This window comes from Pseudoxanthomonas sp. J31 (assembly GCF_000510725.1).
Lineage (GTDB): Bacteria > Pseudomonadota > Gammaproteobacteria > Xanthomonadales > Xanthomonadaceae > Pseudoxanthomonas.
Genome location: NZ_AZNZ01000009.1, coordinates 118,298 through 134,212, shown reverse-complemented (window position 1 = coordinate 134,212; position 15,915 = coordinate 118,298). Strand labels below are relative to the sequence as shown.

At 73.4% G+C, this 15,915-nt stretch carries 19 protein-coding genes; 6 read left to right on the top strand and 13 right to left on the bottom strand.

The genetic code is table 11. The features are described 5' to 3' along the window. Nucleotides 1-32 precede the first annotated feature (32 nt). Together PSEJ31_RS0111195 and PSEJ31_RS16010 are read left to right on the top strand one after the other, a co-directional pair. Nucleotides 33-863, top strand: a complete 831-nt coding sequence (locus PSEJ31_RS0111195) for a polysaccharide deacetylase family protein (RefSeq protein ID WP_028915499.1) — start codon at nt 33-35, stop codon at nt 861-863. A 28-nt stretch (nt 864-891) separates the two neighbouring features. Beyond that, a complete protein-coding gene (locus PSEJ31_RS16010; RefSeq protein ID WP_051403723.1) occupies nt 892-1,248 on the top strand; it encodes a hypothetical protein in 357 nt (118 codons plus the stop codon). On the opposite strand, the gene PSEJ31_RS0111185 is transcribed toward PSEJ31_RS16010, so the two are convergent. The 5 genes from PSEJ31_RS0111185 to PSEJ31_RS0111165 all read right to left on the bottom strand — a co-directional run bounded on the left by PSEJ31_RS0111185 (nt 1,245) and on the right by PSEJ31_RS0111165 (nt 3,855). Next, nucleotides 1,245-1,829, bottom strand: a complete 585-nt coding sequence (locus tag PSEJ31_RS0111185; RefSeq protein ID WP_028915498.1) for a hypothetical protein — start codon at nt 1,827-1,829, stop codon at nt 1,245-1,247. The genes PSEJ31_RS16010 and PSEJ31_RS0111185 overlap by 4 nt on opposite strands. Nucleotides 1,830-1,870: 41 nt before the next feature. Continuing rightward, nucleotides 1,871-2,305: a VOC family protein gene (locus PSEJ31_RS0111180; protein ID WP_028915497.1), complete on the bottom strand. Its 435-nt coding sequence runs from the start codon at nt 2,303-2,305 to the stop codon at nt 1,871-1,873. A gap of 29 nt (nt 2,306-2,334) precedes the next feature. Further along, on the bottom strand, nt 2,335-2,541 hold the full coding sequence (locus PSEJ31_RS0111175; protein ID WP_028915496.1) for a hypothetical protein: 207 nt from the start codon (nt 2,539-2,541) through the stop codon (nt 2,335-2,337). A 14-nt stretch (nt 2,542-2,555) separates the two neighbouring features. After that, nucleotides 2,556-2,942 (bottom strand): hypothetical protein, encoded by a 387-nt coding sequence (locus tag PSEJ31_RS16005; protein ID WP_037035047.1) that lies wholly within the window; start codon nt 2,940-2,942, stop codon nt 2,556-2,558. Between the two features lie 91 nt (nt 2,943-3,033). After that, complete coding sequence (locus PSEJ31_RS0111165; protein WP_028915495.1) at nt 3,034-3,855, bottom strand: transglutaminase family protein; 822 nt, start codon at nt 3,853-3,855, stop codon at nt 3,034-3,036. Between the two features lie 128 nt (nt 3,856-3,983). Between PSEJ31_RS0111165 and PSEJ31_RS0111160 the strand changes: the two genes are divergently transcribed. After that, nucleotides 3,984-4,328, top strand: a complete 345-nt coding sequence (locus PSEJ31_RS0111160; RefSeq protein WP_028915494.1) for a cupin domain-containing protein — start codon at nt 3,984-3,986, stop codon at nt 4,326-4,328. Nucleotides 4,329-4,332: 4 nt separating this feature from the next. On the opposite strand, the gene PSEJ31_RS0111155 is transcribed toward PSEJ31_RS0111160, so the two are convergent. Then, nucleotides 4,333-5,799: a GGDEF domain-containing protein gene (locus PSEJ31_RS0111155; RefSeq protein ID WP_051403726.1), complete on the bottom strand. Its 1,467-nt coding sequence runs from the start codon at nt 5,797-5,799 to the stop codon at nt 4,333-4,335. Nucleotides 5,800-5,947: 148 nt separating this feature from the next. Between PSEJ31_RS0111155 and gnd the strand changes: the two genes are divergently transcribed. Further along, nucleotides 5,948-6,847 carry a phosphogluconate dehydrogenase (NAD(+)-dependent, decarboxylating) gene (gene gnd / locus PSEJ31_RS0111150; RefSeq protein ID WP_019397208.1) on the top strand — a complete coding sequence of 300 codons (900 nt, stop codon included), beginning with the start codon at nt 5,948-5,950 and terminating at the stop codon, nt 6,845-6,847. Nucleotides 6,848-6,854: 7 nt separating this feature from the next. Here the strand turns inward: gnd and PSEJ31_RS0111145 are convergent, their stop codons facing one another. Continuing rightward, a complete protein-coding gene (locus PSEJ31_RS0111145) occupies nt 6,855-7,913 on the bottom strand; it encodes an oxidoreductase (RefSeq protein ID WP_028915492.1) in 1,059 nt (352 codons plus the stop codon). Nucleotides 7,914-8,075: 162 nt separating this feature from the next. Here PSEJ31_RS0111145 and PSEJ31_RS0111140 point away from each other — a divergent pair, with 162 nt between their 5' ends. Further along, nucleotides 8,076-8,426 (top strand): BON domain-containing protein, encoded by a 351-nt coding sequence (locus PSEJ31_RS0111140; protein ID WP_019397210.1) that lies wholly within the window; start codon nt 8,076-8,078, stop codon nt 8,424-8,426. A 171-nt stretch (nt 8,427-8,597) separates the two neighbouring features. Further along, complete coding sequence (locus tag PSEJ31_RS0111135) at nt 8,598-10,793, top strand: glycoside hydrolase family 3 N-terminal domain-containing protein (protein WP_028915491.1); 2,196 nt, start codon at nt 8,598-8,600, stop codon at nt 10,791-10,793. 68 nt (nt 10,794-10,861) lie between these two features. Here PSEJ31_RS0111135 and PSEJ31_RS0111130 read toward each other — a convergent pair whose 3' ends face one another. The 6 genes from PSEJ31_RS0111130 to PSEJ31_RS0111105 all read right to left on the bottom strand — a co-directional run bounded on the left by PSEJ31_RS0111130 (nt 10,862) and on the right by PSEJ31_RS0111105 (nt 15,908). Further along, a complete protein-coding gene (locus PSEJ31_RS0111130; protein ID WP_019397212.1) occupies nt 10,862-11,173 on the bottom strand; it encodes a hypothetical protein in 312 nt (103 codons plus the stop codon). A gap of 89 nt (nt 11,174-11,262) precedes the next feature. Then, on the bottom strand, nt 11,263-11,760 hold the full coding sequence (locus PSEJ31_RS0111125; RefSeq protein WP_019397213.1) for a hypothetical protein: 498 nt from the start codon (nt 11,758-11,760) through the stop codon (nt 11,263-11,265). A gap of 79 nt (nt 11,761-11,839) precedes the next feature. Beyond that, nucleotides 11,840-13,111: a dicarboxylate/amino acid:cation symporter gene (locus PSEJ31_RS0111120; RefSeq protein ID WP_028915490.1), complete on the bottom strand. Its 1,272-nt coding sequence runs from the start codon at nt 13,109-13,111 to the stop codon at nt 11,840-11,842. Further along, entirely contained in the window at nt 13,108-13,917 is an 810-nt protein-coding gene (locus PSEJ31_RS0111115) for a L,D-transpeptidase family protein (RefSeq protein WP_019397215.1), read from the bottom strand. Before PSEJ31_RS0111115 ends, PSEJ31_RS0111120 begins: the two co-directional genes overlap by 4 nt. A 3-nt stretch (nt 13,918-13,920) precedes the next feature. Beyond that, nucleotides 13,921-14,766, bottom strand: coding sequence for a MurR/RpiR family transcriptional regulator (locus PSEJ31_RS0111110; RefSeq protein WP_026010208.1), 846 nt, complete (start codon nt 14,764-14,766; stop codon nt 13,921-13,923). 44 nt (nt 14,767-14,810) lie between these two features. Beyond that, the gene (locus PSEJ31_RS0111105) at nt 14,811-15,908 is read right to left on the bottom strand and encodes a dipeptide epimerase (protein WP_028915489.1); all 1,098 of its coding nucleotides are present in this window, start codon (nt 15,906-15,908) and stop codon (nt 14,811-14,813) included. Between the last annotated feature and the right edge of the window lie 7 nt (nt 15,909-15,915).

Genomic DNA, 15,915 nt, shown 5'->3' with positions numbered 1-15,915 from the left:
GCGGGAGGGCCGTCGCCAGACGAGGGGAACGCATGCAAGCAAGCAGGATCTGCCTGGCGCTTTGCCTGGCCGCGCTGGCGCTGCCGGCCATGGCGAAGCAGAAGTTCAGCTGGCCGGAGGGGCGCAAGGCCGCGGTCAGCCTGGCCTACGACGACGCGCTGGATTCGCAGCTGGACAACGCGGTGCCGCAGCTGCAGAAGTACGGGCTCAAGGGCAGCTTCTACATCGTGCCGGCGCGCGAGCCGGTGCGGGCGCGGATGGAGGAGTGGCGCGAGGTGGCGCGCATGGGCCACGAGCTGGGCAACCACAGCATCACCCATCCGTGCTCGGCGCATGGTCCCGGCCGCGAGTGGGTGCCGGCGCACCAGGACCTGGACCGCATGAGCCTGGCGCAGATCAAGGAGCAGGTCGAGGTCGCGGACGTGTTCCTGCAGGCGCTGGACGGCTACACCGGTCCGCGCACCTACACCGCGCCCTGTGGCGACCGCAAGGTGGCCGACGGCGACTACATCGCCGCCGTGGCCGACCGCTTCCTCGGCATCAAGCTGGTCGGCGGCGACGTGGTCCCGGACATGTTCGCGCTGGACCCGGCGGCGGTGCCGGCCGCGGTGCCCAGCGACGTCACCGGCAAGCAGCTGATCGCGCTGGTGGAGGAAGCCGGGCGCAAGGGCACCATGGTCGGCTTCACCTTCCACGGCGTCGGCGGCGACTACCTGTCGGTGTCCAGGGAAGCGCACGAGGAGTTGCTGGCGTTCCTGGCCGCGAACAGGGACAAGTACTGGACCGCCACCTTCCGCGAGCAGATGCAGTGGGTGCGCCAGCAGCAGGAAGCCGCGCGCGGCGGCCGCAAGGCCGGGCGCTGAGGCAGTGCCGGGACCGGCGTCGGCCGCCGTGGCGGTGATCCTGCTGCTGCGTTCGGTGCTGGCGTTCTGCGCGGCCAGCGCGGTGCTGGTCGCGCTCAACCTGGCCGGCGGCGCGCTGGCGCCGCTGGCCGGGCTGCCGCCCGGCGGCACGCCGCGCCTGGCCTGGGACCTGGCCTGGCTGGCGCTGGCCTGCGTTGCGGCCGGCGTGGCCGCTGCCTGGCTGGCGCCGGCGGCGCCGCGCAGCCATGCGCTGGCCTTCCTCGGCGTGCTGCTCGCGGTGCTGGTAGCGGGGCTGTGGCAGTCCGGCGGCTGGCCGGCCTGGTTCATGGCCGGGGTGCTGCTGGCGCCGCTGCTTGCCGCGGCCGTGGTGCTGGCGCGGCGCTAGGGTCGCGGCGCCGCTTCCGGTGCGCGCGGCTTGCCCGCGCGCCTGGGCTTGGCGCCGCGGGGCGAAGCAGGCCGCGGGCGCGGTGCGGGCTTGGGCGCGCGTGCCCGGGGCGCGGAGGGCTTGCTGGCCTCGGCAGTCGCGGCGCTGGCAACCAGGCCCGGCGGGATCGCGTCCCAGCCCTGGAACAGCGCGCCCCACATCGGGTTGTTGGCCGGGAAGCCGAGCCCGGCCTCGTCCAGCGCCGCGGCGGTATCGCGGCGCCAGTCGCGCATCGCGTCCTGCAGGCCGCGGGCGAACGCGGCCTGCACCGCCACCGCGACTTGGGCCGCGGCCTGCTGGTCGCCGAAGCGCTGTTGCACCTGGCGCCAGAACGCGTCGGCCGGCAGCGCGGCCAGCGCCTGCCAGTCGTGCCTGCCCAGCGCCTGCAGTCCGGCATCGCTTTCCAGCACGCCTTCCTCGACCAGGCGTTGCCAGAAATCCAGCCATTGCCGCGCGGTGTCCTGCAGCAGTGCGGCCAGGCGTGCCTGCAGTTGCAGGTTGGTGCGGTACAGCGCCTGCGGCAATGCGGTTTGCGCTTTCATTGCACTCCTCCCTGATGCGTGTGCGGCGGTGGCCGCGTCGCTCATTCCCGGAACCGGACGCGGACCGAGGCGGCGCTGCGTTCGGCGGGGCCGTGATGCACGGCCTCGATGTTGTTGCCGTCCGGATCAAGCACGAAGGCCGCGTAGTAGCCCGGGTGGTAGGGACGCAGCCCCGGGGCGCCGTTGTCGCGGCCGCCGGCCGCCAGCGCCGCGGCATGGAAGGCGTCGACCGCGCCACGGTCGGCGGCCTGGAAGGCCAGGTGCACGCGCCCGGTCAGCTCGCCGGCGGCGGCCTCGCTGTCGATCGCCGAGACGAACAGCTCGTCGATCCAGAACCAGCCTTCGCTGCTGCCGCCGAGGGGAATGCCGAGCGCCCCGGCCACCGCGGTGTAGAAACGCTGGCTGGCGGGCAGGTCGCGCACCACCCGCTGCAGGTGGTCGACCAGGCGGCCACGGTGAAGCTCCATCGTCTCCATGTCGGGCTCCGGCGGATCGGTGCAGCGGTTCAGCGGCGCGGACGGTCCGGGGACATGCGCTCGTAGTCCTCCGGCACCGCGTGGTTGCGCTCCGGATCGGTGTCGGGCATCTCCGGGCCCTTGTGCCGGCCCTTTTCGTTGGCGTAGCGGTCCGGGGTGTTCGGCTTGTCCTGGTCGGCGGCCGGGCGCTTGTCGCGGGTGCTGTGGGTTTCGGGCGGGGCAGAGGGACGGGTCATCCGGATCTCCTGGGCTACTTGCGCGGGCTGGCCGCGGCGTCGGGCTGCGGCTCGGCGGCCGGGCGCGGCTTGCCATCGTGTTCGTGCGCGCTGCCGGGGGTCAGGTGCTGGTGGCGCGCGGCCTGCAGTTCCTGCGCGGTGACGTAGCCGTCGCCATCGGCATCTTGGGCGGCGAAGTCCTCGGCGGTGCGCTGGCTGCCGGCGGTGAACTCGGCCAGCGACAGGCGGCCGTCGCCATCGACGTCGGTGCCGGGCAGGGCATCGGCCTGCCCCGGGTGGCCGGCGTGCGCATCCTGCGGCGCCGTGGTGGCGGGCGGGTCGACGTCTTGGTCCTGGGCCAGGGCAGGGCCGCAGCCGAGCACGCCGGCCAGGGCCAGGATGGCGGGCAAACGGGTTTTCATGGCTGTTCCTCGCGGCGTGGGCGGCATGGCCGGACCGCCATCTGCGCACGCCGGGCGTAAAGACGGGGGCGAGGAAACGTGAAGGCCGGCCTCAGGACGCCAGCGCCAGGGCGGCCACGTCGATGCCGGCCGCTGCCGCCGCGGCCGCGGCCTCTTCCAGCGCCCAGACCTCCACGCTTTCCGGCTCGCACAGGCCGAAGGTGCAGCTGGTGGCCACGTCGGCGGCATCGCGGCCACGCGCCACCGGCACCCGTGCCGGGCAGGCGCCGCCGGTGCGCGGATCGAACGCATGCCAGCGGCCGTCGAACCAGGCCTCGATCCAGGCGGGAAAGCGCGGTTCCGGGGTGGTGCCAGGCGGCGGATAGCCGGTGCAGTAGCGCGCCGGCACGCCCACGCCGCGGCACAGGGCGATGGCCACGTGGGCGAAGTCGCGGCACAGGCCCTGGCCGTCCTGCAGGGCGCGCAGCGCGCCGCGGGTGCAGTCGGCGGTCTCCGGGACGTACTCGATCGAGCGCGCCACGTGCGCGCAGATCGCCTGCACCCGCACCCGGTCCGAGGGCAGGTCGCCGAAGCGGGCCTGGGCATGGTGCAGCAACGGGCGTACCTCGCAGTGGCGGCTGGGCTGCAGGAACGGCCCCAGGTCCTCCGGCGCCGGCGCCACCGCCGGGCGGAAGCTGCCGTCGCGCACCAACGCCTCGCCGCGCAGCACCAGCAGCCCGGCCGGCGCCAGCAGCCGGGTGCAGGTATTGCCGAAGCGGTCGCGGTAGCGGTGCAGCGGCACCTGCGGCGAAGTCCATGCCGTCGGCCCGGACAGCAGGCGGTGGGCCTCGCTGTCGGCCACGTCGAGCATCGCCACCATGGGGGTGGACTGGGCGAAGCGGTAGGCGATGCGGAAACCCAGCCGGAATGGCATCGGGGCGGCCCGAGGGGGAAGTGGTGCCATTGGGCCGGGCGCGCGCGCAAGGGCGCGTGAAGCGGCGCGGGTGACGGCCGCTTCACGCCCGCCGCGCCAAGGTCGCCGGATCTTCGCCAGGAGTTCCCATGCGCCACCAGCGACTACGCTTCGGCCGCGGTTTCCGCGTGCTGTTCGAACACCGTCGGGTGCAGGCGGCGCAGATGGTGCTGGCGCCGGGCGCCAGCGAGGGCGGGGAGGGCAATCGCCACCGCGGCGCCGACCAGTGGCTTTACGTGGTTTCAGGCAATGGCGTGGCGATCGTCGCCGGGCGCCGGCAGCGGCTGGCGCCCGGCAGCCTGCTGCTGGTTGAGCGCGGCGAGGAGCACGAGATCCGCAATACCGGCCGCACCCCGTTGCGCACGGTGAACTTCTACGCGCCGCCGGCGTACACCGGCGCCGGCAAGGAGCGCCCGGCCGGACGCCCGCGCTGAGCCGTCAGTGCACCGCGACCACGCGGTTGCGGCCGTCCTGCTTGGCCCGGTACATGGCGCGGTCGGCGCGGTTGAGCAGGTGCTCGCGGTCCTCGCCCAGCTGGCGCACGGCCACGCCGGCGCTGAAGCGCACCTCGATGCGCCGGCCCTCGTGCAGCAGCGGGCGCGCCGCCAGGGTGCGCTGCAGGCGCTGCAGCAGCGCGGCGGCCTCCTCGAGGGTGGTGCGCGGCAGCACGACCACGAATTCCTCGCCGCCGTAGCGGGCCAGCAGGTCGTCCTTGCGCAGGCCTTCGCCCAGCACCTGCACCACGTGGCGCAGGGCGGCATCGCCGCCGGCATGGCCGAAGCTGCCGTTGAGCCGGCGGAACTCGTCCAGGTCCAGCACCGCCACCGCCAGCGGCCAACCCTCGCGCTCGGCCCGCGCCAGCAGCTGCGGGTACTGCTCCTCCAGGCCGCGGCGGTTGAGCGCGCCGGTCAGCGGGTCGCGGCTGGCCAGTTCGCCGATGTCGCGCAGCTGCGCTTCCAGCTCGCGCACGCGCGCCTCGGCCGCCTCCACGTCCGCGCGCGCGGCCTGCAACTGCTCGTGCGAGCGCAGCGCCTGTTCCTGCAGGCGGCGGGTGTCGTCGAGCACGTCCTCCAGGCGGTGGCCGAGGTCGGCGATGGTGCGCGCCTCGCGGATCGCCGCCAGGTGCGCCTGCAACCGGTCCTGGTACTCGCCGGCGTGGGCGGCCATGCCGTCCAGGCTCTCGACGAAGGACACCATCATCACCCGCATCGCGTCCTTGGACTGTTCGATGCCCTGGCGCAGCAGGCCCTGCTGGTAGGCCAGCTCGCGCAGGCCCTGGCGGGTGGCTTCCAGGGTCTGCAGGTCCGGGTCCTGGCCCAGCAGGCGGCGCACCGCGGCGACCTGGCCGCGCAACCAGCTGCCGTCGTCCAGCAGTTCGAACAGGTTTTCCAGCAGCAGATCGAACAGTTCCAGCAGCAGGCGCTGCTGTTCGGCGGCCTCGCCGGCGTGCACGCCGACCTGGTGGCACAGCTCGCGCACCCGGGTCGCCAGCGGCGACAGGTCCGCGCCGGGCGACCAGCGCTTGAGGTCGCCGGCCAGGGCCGTCGACTCGTCGGCCAGGGCCGGCAGCGGCCGCAGCAGCGAGGCCAGGGCCACGCCCACCGCCTGCCGCAGCAGGTCCCGCAGCTGCTCGGCCTCGGCCGCGGCCGGCGCATCCAGGGCGGCGGCGAAGTCGCGCAGGTACTTGTCCAGGAACTGGCGCAGCACGCGCGCGGCGGTGGCCCAGTCGGCGGCATCGGTAGCCGAGGCCAGGCGCCGGCCGAGGTCGCCCAGCTCGCCCGGCAGCGTGGCCATGCCGCACGCGAACACGGGCAGCACGTTGCCGGCGTCGGGGACGACGCCGTCGCTGGGGACGGAGCGCACTGCGGACTGGCCGCTGGCGGCTCCGCGGTCTCGGAGGGACATGCGCATGGCTCTCGGGCGCGGAACCTGGCTGGAGGAACGCCTCGTTAGCGGCCGCCGGCGGCCGGGGTTTAGCCCGGGACGGACCTTTCCACGGGCGCTGGCGCCGGTTGTGCGAGGCTTGACGCCCCTACCCACGACAGGAGAACCCATGGATATCGGCATGGTCGGACTTGGCAGGATGGGCGGCAACATGGCCCTGCGCCTGGCCCGTGGCGGCCACCGGGTGGTCGGCTACGACCCCGGCGCCACCGCCCGCGGCGCGGCGCCGGAACTGGAAACCGTCGAATCGCTGCAGGCCCTGGTCGAGGCGCTGCCGGCCCCGCGCGCGGTGTGGCTGATGGTGCCGGCCGGCGCCCCGGTCGACTCCACGCTCGACCGCCTGCTGCCGCTGCTGCAGCCGGGCGACGTGGTGGTCGACGGCGGCAACTCCAACTACCGCGACAGCGAGCGCCGTGCCGCGCGCTGCCGCGACGCCGGCGTGCATTTCCTGGACTGCGGCACCAGCGGCGGCGTGTGGGGCCTGCAGGAAGGCTACAGCCTGATGGTCGGGGGCGAGGCCGAGGCGGTGGCGCTGCTGCGGCCGGTGCTGGAGACCCTGGCGCCGGCGCCGGACCGCGGCTGGGGCCACGTCGGGCCCAGCGGCGCGGGACACTTCACCAAGATGGTCCACAACGGCATCGAGTACGGGATGATGCAGGCCTACGCCGAAGGCTTCGCCATCATGCAGCGCAAGGAATCGATGGCGCTGGACCTGGCCCAGGTCGCCAGGATCTGGCAGCACGGCAGCGTGGTGCGTTCCTGGCTGCTGGACCTGGCGACCGATGCGCTGGAGCGCAACCCGACCCTGGAGGGCATCGCCCCTTACGTGTCCGATTCGGGCGAAGGGCGCTGGACCGTGGCCGAGGCGATCGACCTGGACGTGTCGGCGCCGGTGATCACCCTGTCGCTGCTGGAGCGGCTGCGCTCGCGCGAGAACGATTCCTACGCCGACAAGCTGCTGGCGGCGTTGCGCCAGGGCTTCGGCGGGCACGGCATCCGCCCGGGCTGAGCCGCGCTCAGCCGGAGTATTCGAAGGCCACCTCGCGGCGGCCGGCATCGCTGCGTTGCGCCGCCTCGATCAGCGCCATCGCCAGCAGCGCGCTTTCGGCGGTCACCGGCGGCAGGCCGCCGTGCAGGATGGCGTCGCGCACGCCGGCGTAGTACGCCGGCCAGTTGCCGGGCAGCGCCGGCGCGGCCGCGTCCTCGGCGACCGAGCCGTCGGCGCCCACCCGCAGCAGGCTGCCCGGGCGTGGGTCGCGTCCCCACCCGCCGTGGCCGGGACGCAGGCCGGCGCGCAATGCGTCCTCCTGCGGATCCAGGCCGTGCTTGATCCAGCTGCCGGCGCTGCCGTGCACGGCGAAGCGCAGGCCGTGGCCGGGCACCAGCGAGCCGCCATGCAGCAGCACCCGCAGGCGTGGATAGCGCAGCTGTACGTGGAAGTAGTCCACCGCGGTGGCGCCGTGGCGCTGCATGCCCAGGTCGGCGGTCACCGCCAGCGGCGGGCCGAACAGCTGCAGCGCCTGGTCGGCCAGGTGCGGGCCGAGGTCGTACCACAGCCCGGCGCCGGGGCCGGCGCGGTCGCGCCAGCGGTCCGGCACCTGCGGGCGGAAGCGGTCGAAGTGCGAGTGCAGCTCGGCCACCTCGCCCAGCGCGCCGGCGTCGAGCAGGGCGCGCAGGGTGAGGAAGTCCGCGTCCCAGCGCCGGTTGTGGAACACCGACAGCACCTTGCCGGCCTGGCGTGCCGCTTCCGCCACCGCGCGGGCCTCGTCCAGGTGCAGGGCGAACGGCTTGTCCACCACCACATGCTTGCCCGCCTGCAGTGCGGTGCGCGCGATCGGCGCGTGGCTGTCGTTGGGCGTGGCCACCACCACCAAGTCCACGGCCTGGTCCTCCAGCACTTCGGCCACCTGCGCGCAGACGCGCGCCTGCGGATGGTCGGCGGCAATCTCCGCGGTGCGGCTGGACACTACGCTGTGCAGGCGCAATCCGGGCGTGGCCGCGACCAGCGGCGCGTGGAACACGCGGCCAGCCAGTCCGTAGCCGACCAGGGCGACGTTCAGGACATCCGGGCTCATGGAAGCGATTCCAGCGGCAATGCGCCGATTAGACGTGCGCATGGCCGCCATCGCAACCGGTTCAGGCGCTTGAACCAATCACGAATCCATCGCGCGCGGTTCACCCGTGCTGGACGCTGCCCTGGCGGAGACTGGCCGCCCATTCGCCAAGGAGCCAGACCCATGCGCAAGAACGCCACCGTGCTCGCCGCCACCTTTGCCGCCCTGCTGTTCTCCGGTGCCGCCATGGCCGGCGACAACGATCCGCAGAAGAAGAAGGCCGCCGACGCCGATTCCAGCCAGCCGGTGTCCGACACCTGGATCACCACCAAGGTCAAGTCCAGCCTGCTGGCCGACAGCGACGTGTCCGGCACCAAGATCGAGGTCGACACCGTCGACGGCGTGGTCTACCTGACCGGCACCGTCGGCAGCCAGGCCCAGGCCGACGAGGCCAAGCGCATCGCCGGCGAGATCGACGGCGTGGCCAAGGTCGACACCAGCCGCCTGAAGGTCGACGCCCAGGCCTCGCGCTGATCGGCCTGCTGTTTTTTTGCGGCACCCGTCACGGGTTGCCGCCGCGGCGCGGGGCCACGGCCCCGCGCCCTTCTTTTGTCCGCGGCACGACGCGTGCCGCGGACAGCGGGCGTCAAGGGGCCACGGTGGCCGCTCCGCTAGAATCGCCGCACCCCCGCACTGCCCGCACCGATGCCGACCACCCTTCCCGCCGACCCGCGGGTCGAATCCCTGATCCCGCGCATGACGCTGGAGGAAAAGGCAGGCCAGCTCGGCGTGTTCGCCGACATGGTCCGCCCCTTCGCGCCGGACGTGAATCCCGAGACCAACGTGCGCAATGCCACCGAAGTGCTGGAGCAGGTGCGCGCCGGCCGCGTCGGCACCCTGTTCAACGGCGTCGGCGCCGAGGCCGGGCGCGAGATCCAGCGCGTGGCGGTGGAGGAGAGCCGGCTGGGTATTCCGGTGCTGCTGGCCGCGGACGTGATCCACGGCATGCGCACCGTGTTCCCGATCCCGCTGGGCGAGGCCGCCAGCTTCGAGCCGGACCTGGCCGAGCGTACCGCCCGCGCCACCGCCATCGAGGCCACCGCCGCCGGCATCCACTGGACCTACGCGCCGGCGGTGGACATCGCCCGCGACCAGCGCTGGGGCCGAGGCGCCGAGGGCGCCGGCGAGGACGTGTACCTGGGCTGCCGCTTCGCCGCCGCGCGCGTGCGCGGTTTCCAGGGCCCGGACCTGCGCGCGCACGATTCGTTGCTGGCCACGGCCAAGCACTTCGTGGCCTACGGTGCGGTGAGCGCGGGCCTGGACTACAACTTCGTCGAGATCGCCGAAGGCACCCTGCGCGACGTCCACCTGCCGCCGTTCAAGGCAGCGGTCGACGCCGGCGCGCTGGCGGTGATGACCGCCTTCAACGACATCAACGGCATCCCGGCCAGCGCCAACCACGCGCTGCTGACCGGAGTGCTGCGCGGGGAATGGGCGTTCGCCGGCGTGGTCGTGTCCGACTACACCGCCGACATGGAGCTGATCGCGCACGGCTATGCCGCCGACGAGCGCCACGCCACCGAGCTGGCGTTCTCCGCCGGCATGGACCTGAGCATGCAGAGCGGCTTCTACGCCGCGCACCTGCCGGCGCTGGTGGAATCGGGCCGCATCCCGATGGAGAAGCTGGACGCGGCGGTGCGCCGGGTGCTGTCGCTGAAGGCGGCAATCGGCCTGTTCGACGACCCCTACCGTTCGCTGGACCCGGCGCGCGAGGCCGATGCCTCCTGGCGCGAGGCGCACGAGGCGCTGGCGCGCGACGCCGCGCGCCGCTCGATGGTGCTGCTGAAGAACGAGGGCGGGCTGCTGCCGTTGCGCCGCGACGCGCGCATCGCCCTCATCGGCCCGTTCGCGCGCGACCTGGACAACATCGAAGGCTGCTGGACCCTGTTCGGCGACCGCAGCCGCTACGTCAGCCTGGAAGCCGGCCTGCGCGCGGCGCTGCCGGACGGCGGCGCGCGCCTGCGGGTGGTGGATGGCTGCGGGCTGGAGGCGCCACTGCAGGGCGGCATCGAGGCCGCGGTCGCGGCCGCGCGCGAGGCCGACGTGGTCGTGCTGGCGGTGGGCGAGCCGCAGCGCTACAGCGGCGAGGCGCAGTCGCGCACCCAGATCGTGCTGCCGCCGGCGCAGCAGGCGCTGGCCGAGGCGGTGGCGGCCACCGGCACGCCGGTGGTGGTGCTGCTGCGCAACGGCCGCGCGCTGGCGCTGCAGGGCGCGGTGCGCGACGCGCAGGCGATCCTGGTCACCTGGTTCCTGGGCAGCCAGACCGGGCACGCGGTGGCCGACGTGCTGTTCGGCGACTACGGCCCTTCCGGGCGCCTGCCGGTGAGTTTCCCGCACGATTCGGGGCAGCAGCCGTACTTCTACAACCACCCGCGCACCGGCCGTCCGGAACTGCCGGACATGAAGGAGTTCAAGGCGCGCTGGCGCGAGCACCCGCACCAGGCGCTTTATCCCTTCGGCCATGGCCTGACCTACGGCCAGGTCGAGTACGGGCCGACCACGGTGGAATCCCCCGCGGTGGCCTGGGACGGCGAGGCGGTGTTGCGCGCGACGGTGCGCAACAGCGGCACGCGCGGGGTCGAGGAGGTGGTGCAGCTGTACGTGCACGACCGCGTCGCCAGCCGCGTGCGCCCGGTGCGGGAACTGAAGGGTTTCGCGAAGCTGGCGCTGCAGCCGGGCGAAGCACGCGAGGTGGAATTCCGGCTGTCGCGCGCGGACCTGGCATTCACCCGCGCCGACGGCACGCAGGGTGCCGAGCCGGGCTGGTTCGACGCCTGGATCGCGCCTTCGGCGGTGGCCGGCGAACCTGCCGCGTTCGAACTGCTGCCGCCGCAGGGCTGACGCGCGGACGCCACGCCGGTGGCCGGCGTGGCGTCCCTGGACGAGGTATCGGGCAGGCGCCGCGAAGACTACATGCCGTGCGGATCGGCGCCGCGTTCCCAGGCACGCAGCACCGCCTGGCGCGCGCGGGTCCAGTCCAGCCGCGACTTGCCCTTGCGGGTTTCCCATTCGCGCCGCAGCTGCTCCTCGGCGGCGGCGAACTCGGCGGCCGGGTCGCGCTGGCGGAAGGCATAGCCGGTCTCGTACGCGGCGGCGTAGTCGTCGTAGGTATCGCCTTCCATGTAATAGGGCTCGCTGCGGTACTGCTGGTTCCAGTAACCGGAGTCGGGGAACTGCTCGGTGGCCGTGCGGCCGGGCACCTGGTAGCCGGGCGTGCTCATCGGCGTCTCCTCTGCGGTGGGTGGAACGCCACGCTATCGGGGGCGGCGTTAAACAGGCCGATCCGGCGGGTGAGCACGGTGTTAGGCATTCAGCTGGCCGCGCTGCTGGCCTCGTACGGCAGCAGGATGGCGCCGGTGCGCACGATGGCCGCGTCGGCCACCGCCAGCTCCTGCTCGTCGCCGTCGACCACCAGCAGCACCTGCCCGTCCTCGATCGCCTCCTCGAACTTGCGCCGCACCGGATCCTGCACGGTCGCGCCCATCAGCGCCGACGACCAGCTGCCGACCGCGGCGCCGACGCCGGTCATCAGCGCCGCGCCGGCCAGGGTGATGCCCAGCGGCGGCACCGCCACCGCGACCAGGCCCGCGACCAGCCCGATCGCGCCGCCGCCGGCGGCACCGCGCAGCGCCGCGGGAACCATGTCGGTGTGCGCCTCGCGCAGGTCGTCCGGCACCGAATCCATCTCGATGTCCGCGCGCGCGATCAGCGACAGGCAGTCGCGCTCGATCCCGGCGTCGTGGGCGGCGCCCAGCGCGGCCTGCGCCGTGGCCAGGTCGGGGGTGGTGTAGATGCGCCGCTGCTTCATCGCGGTGTCCTCCTGCTTCGGATGCAGGGGAATGTGGAGCGCGCGCGGTGACACCTGCGTGAGCGGGCGCCGCGCGCGTTCAGGCGGCGTCCTGCGGCTCCGCGTCGGCGTCGGCGGCGTCCGGGCTGTGCCGCGAGACGATGCCCGCCGCGGCCAGGTCTCCGGTGACGTTGCCGGTGGTGGCGAACACGTCGGGGATGGTGTCCACCGCCAGCAGCAGGCCCAGCGGTTCCACCGGCAGGCCCATGGACTGGGTCACCGGCAACACCGTGGCCATGAAGCTGGCCTGGCCGGGCAGGCCGACCGAGCCCAGGCTTATCACCACCGCCAGCGCGGCGCCGGCGGCCAGCTGCAGCGGGGTCAGCTCGATGCCGTAGGCCCAGGCCACGAAGCACGCCGCGGTGACGTACTGGATGGGGCTGGTGATGCGGAACAGGGTCACCGCCATCGGCAACACCAGGCCGGCGACCGCGCGCGGGATGTGCAGGCGCTCGCGCGCGCTTTCCAGCATCGCCGGCAGCGTCGCCAGCGAGGACTGGGTGCTGGCGGCCACCACCTGTACCGGCAGCGCGGCCCTGGCGAAGGCCAGCGGCGAGCGGCCGGCGAACAGTGCCACCAGCAGGTAGCAGATCGCGGTCGCGCCGAGGTACAGCCCGCACTGCAGGCCGATGTAGCCGGCCAGCGCGCCGACCACGCCCAGGCCCGCCTGCGCGCACACCGCCAGCATCAGCGCGAACACGCCCAGCGGCGCGGCCAGCAGCACCCAGTGCACGATCACGATCATGGTGTCGGCGATGGCCTGGCACAGGCCGGTCACCTGGGCGCGGCGCTCGGCGGCGATGCGGGTGAGGGCGAAGCCGAAGAACAGCGCGAACACCACCAGCGGCAGCATCGCGCCCTGGGCCGCGGCCATGATCGCGTTGGACGGGATCACGTTGCCGATCCACTGCGCCAGCGTGGGCGCGGTGCCGGCCTCGACCGCGGCGGCGCTGCCCTGCAGGGTGGCGGCCAGCTGCGGGTCGGGCGCGACCCAGGCCAGCACCGCCGGCGCGGCCAGCGCGGCGTAGCCGGAGAACAGCGACAGCAGGACGATGAACACCACCATCGCGCGCCGCGCCACGCGCCCGGAGGCGGCGGCGTTGGCGGCGTTGGCCACGCCCAGGATCACCAGCGACAGCACCAGCGGCACCACGGTCATCTGCAGGGCGCTGAGCCACAGCCGGCCGATCGGCTGGGCGATGGCGGCGGCGGTGGCGGCCGCCGCCGCGCTGGTCGCGGCAAGGACCAGGCCGGCGATGGCGCCGGCGGCCAGCGCCAGCAGCACCCGCGCGGTGGCGCCCGGCCACCTCATCGCGCCGACCCCGCGGCCGGCAGGCCCCAGCGCGGCGCCAGGCGCGCGTACTCGGCGCGCGGCAGCAGCACCAAGCGCGGCTGCGCCGCCGGATCCAGCCAGGCCAGCAGGCGGCGCATGTCGGCCTCGGCCATCGCGGTGCAGCCGGCGGTGGCTTCGCCGGGCTGGCGCCAGAGGTGGGCGAAGATGCAGCTGCCGGCACCGGGTGCGTTGTCCGGGTTGTGCGCGATCACCAGGCCCAGGCGGTAGCGCGGGTCGCCGTCGTGGTGCAGGTCCAGGCGCATCGGCTCGCTGGAGCCGGCCACCGCGGCCTCGCCGACCTCGCGGGCGTCGACGATGCGGTTGTAGTGCGGCGACTCCGGCACGTCCATGCACCAGTGGCTGGCATCCATCTGCCGGTAGGGCAGGGCGGTGGCGACCTCGCCGGCCGGCAGGTAGCCGAACGCGCTTCCCAGCGCGAACACGCCGGCCGGGCTGCGGCCGTCGCCCTCGCGTTTGGCCGGGCCTTGGCCCTGGTCGGCGGCCGGGTGCAGGCCTTGGCCCCAGGCCGCGCCATTGCGGCCGATGGCCACCGCGAAGTGGCCGGCCTCGCGCCAGGGCGATTGCGCGCCTTCGCGTTCGTAGTAGCGCAGGGTGCCGGTGGCGGCGTCCCAGCCGGCGGTGGTCACCACCACCAGCTGGCGCGGCGCGGGCTCGCCGGCGCCGGGCAGCGCCGCCAGCACGGTCGCGGCCACCAGCAGCAGGGCCAGGGCCGCCAGCAGGCGCAGCGACGGGGGCAGGCGGTGGGTGCCGGGATGCGGGGCCATGGCTCAGCTCTCGATCAGGTGCTGGATGCGTTCGAGGTTGATGTTGAGCTGGCGGTGCCGGTCCGGGTTGGCCTGGCACAGCAGCACGAACAGGAAGTCGAGCAGGTACTGCAGCGAGGAGCGGTACAGCAGCTGGGCCACGTGCGGCGCCGGGTCGTGCGCGGACACCACCAGGGCGGCGTCGGCCTGGGCGCGCAGCGGGTTGGCGGTGTGCCGGGTGATCGACACCACCTTGCCCTCGCAGGCCTGGAACTGGCGGCTGAGCTGGTGCAGCGGCGCCAGCTGGCCGAACTCGGAGAACAGCAGCAGCACGTCGCCGGGGCGGGCCGCGGAGATGTTGGCCATCATCAGGATCGGGTCGGCGTGGTGCACCACCAGCACCCCCAGCAGCGACAGGCGCATGGCGAACTCGCGGGCGAACAGGCCGTCGTCGCCGAGGCCACAGACGAACACCTTGCCGGCGCCGTCGAGCATGCCGACGATGGCCTCGATCCGCTCGCGCGGGTTGATCAGGCGGGTCTCCTCCTCGGCCGCGGCCTTGGAGCGGCGCAGGGTTTCCTCCAGCCGCGCGTAGGCATCGCCGGGCTCCTCCGGGACCCCGGCCGGGGCGTCGCCACCGTTGCGCGCCAGCGCCTGGCCGATGCTGAACTTCAGGTCCGGGTAGCCGCGGAAGCCGAGCTTCTGGCTGAACTTGACCACCGAGGACTGGCTCACGCCCAGGGCGCTGGCCAGCTGCTGCGAGGAGTAGTCACGCAGCAGGTGGGCGTTGTCGAGGATGAAGTCCGCGATGCGGCGCTCGATCGCCGACATCTGGTCGCGTTCGGAACGGATCTTTACCAGGGGCGGCATGGCGGCGATCTTCATCCGGAGTGCCGGCACGTGGCAACCGGCGCTCAGCGCGCCAGCGGCTCCAGGCCGCGGATCTGGCGGATGCCCAGGCCCGGCGCCTCGGTGATGCTGATCTCCGACTCGTTGAAGATGACCCCGCCCTCGACCGGGTTGAACTGGCCCAGCGAGGGGCCGTCCAGGTCGACCTTGCTGATCGCGTCGGCCTTGGCCACCGCTAGGTGCACCGCCGCGGCCACCGAGATGGCCGACTCGATCATGCAGCCGATCATGCACTGCACGCCGTAGATGGAGGCGATGTCGGCGATGCGGATGGCGTTGGACAGGCCGCCGGTCTTCATCAGCTTGATGTTGATGATGTCCGCGGCGCGGCGCTGGATCAGGTCGAACACCTGGTCCGGGCCGAACACGCTCTCGTCGGCCATCACCGGGGTGTGCACGCGCTCGGTGACGTACTTCAGGCCCTCGATGTCGGCGGCCTTGACCGGCTGCTCCAGCAGCTCCAGCAGCACGCCGGCGTCCTCCAGCGCGTGCATGGCGTAGACCGCCTGCTTCGGGGTCCAGCCCTGGTTGGCGTCCAGGCGCAGCAGGGCGCGGCCCTCGACCGCGGCGTGGATCGCCTTGACCCGCTCGATGTCCAGGCCGATGTCCTTGCCCACCTTGATCTTCAGCGAGTCGAAGCCGCGCTCCACCGCCGAGATCGAGTCGGCCACCATCTTGTCGATGTGGTCCACCGAAATGGTGATGTCGGTGGTGATCACCGGGTCGCCGCCGCCGAGCATCTTGTACAGCGGCGCGTCGTACAGCTGCGCCCACAGGTCGTAGACCGCGATCTCCACCGCCGCCTTGGCGCTGGTGTTGCGCTCCAGCGCGCCCTGGATCAGGCCGCAGATGCGGTTGAGGTTGGCGATCTCCTGGCCGATCAGGCGCGGCTTGATGAAGCGCTCGATCGCCTCGGCGATCGAGCCGTGGGTGTCGCCGGTGATCACCGCGGTGGCCGGCGCCTCGCCGTGGCCGGTATGGCCGGTGTCGGTGCGCACCAGCACCACGATGTCCTCGACCGTGTCGACCGTGCGCAGCGCGGTCTTGAACGGGGTCTTCAGCGGCACGCGCAGCATGCGCAGTTCGATGTCGGTGATCTTCACTTGGGCT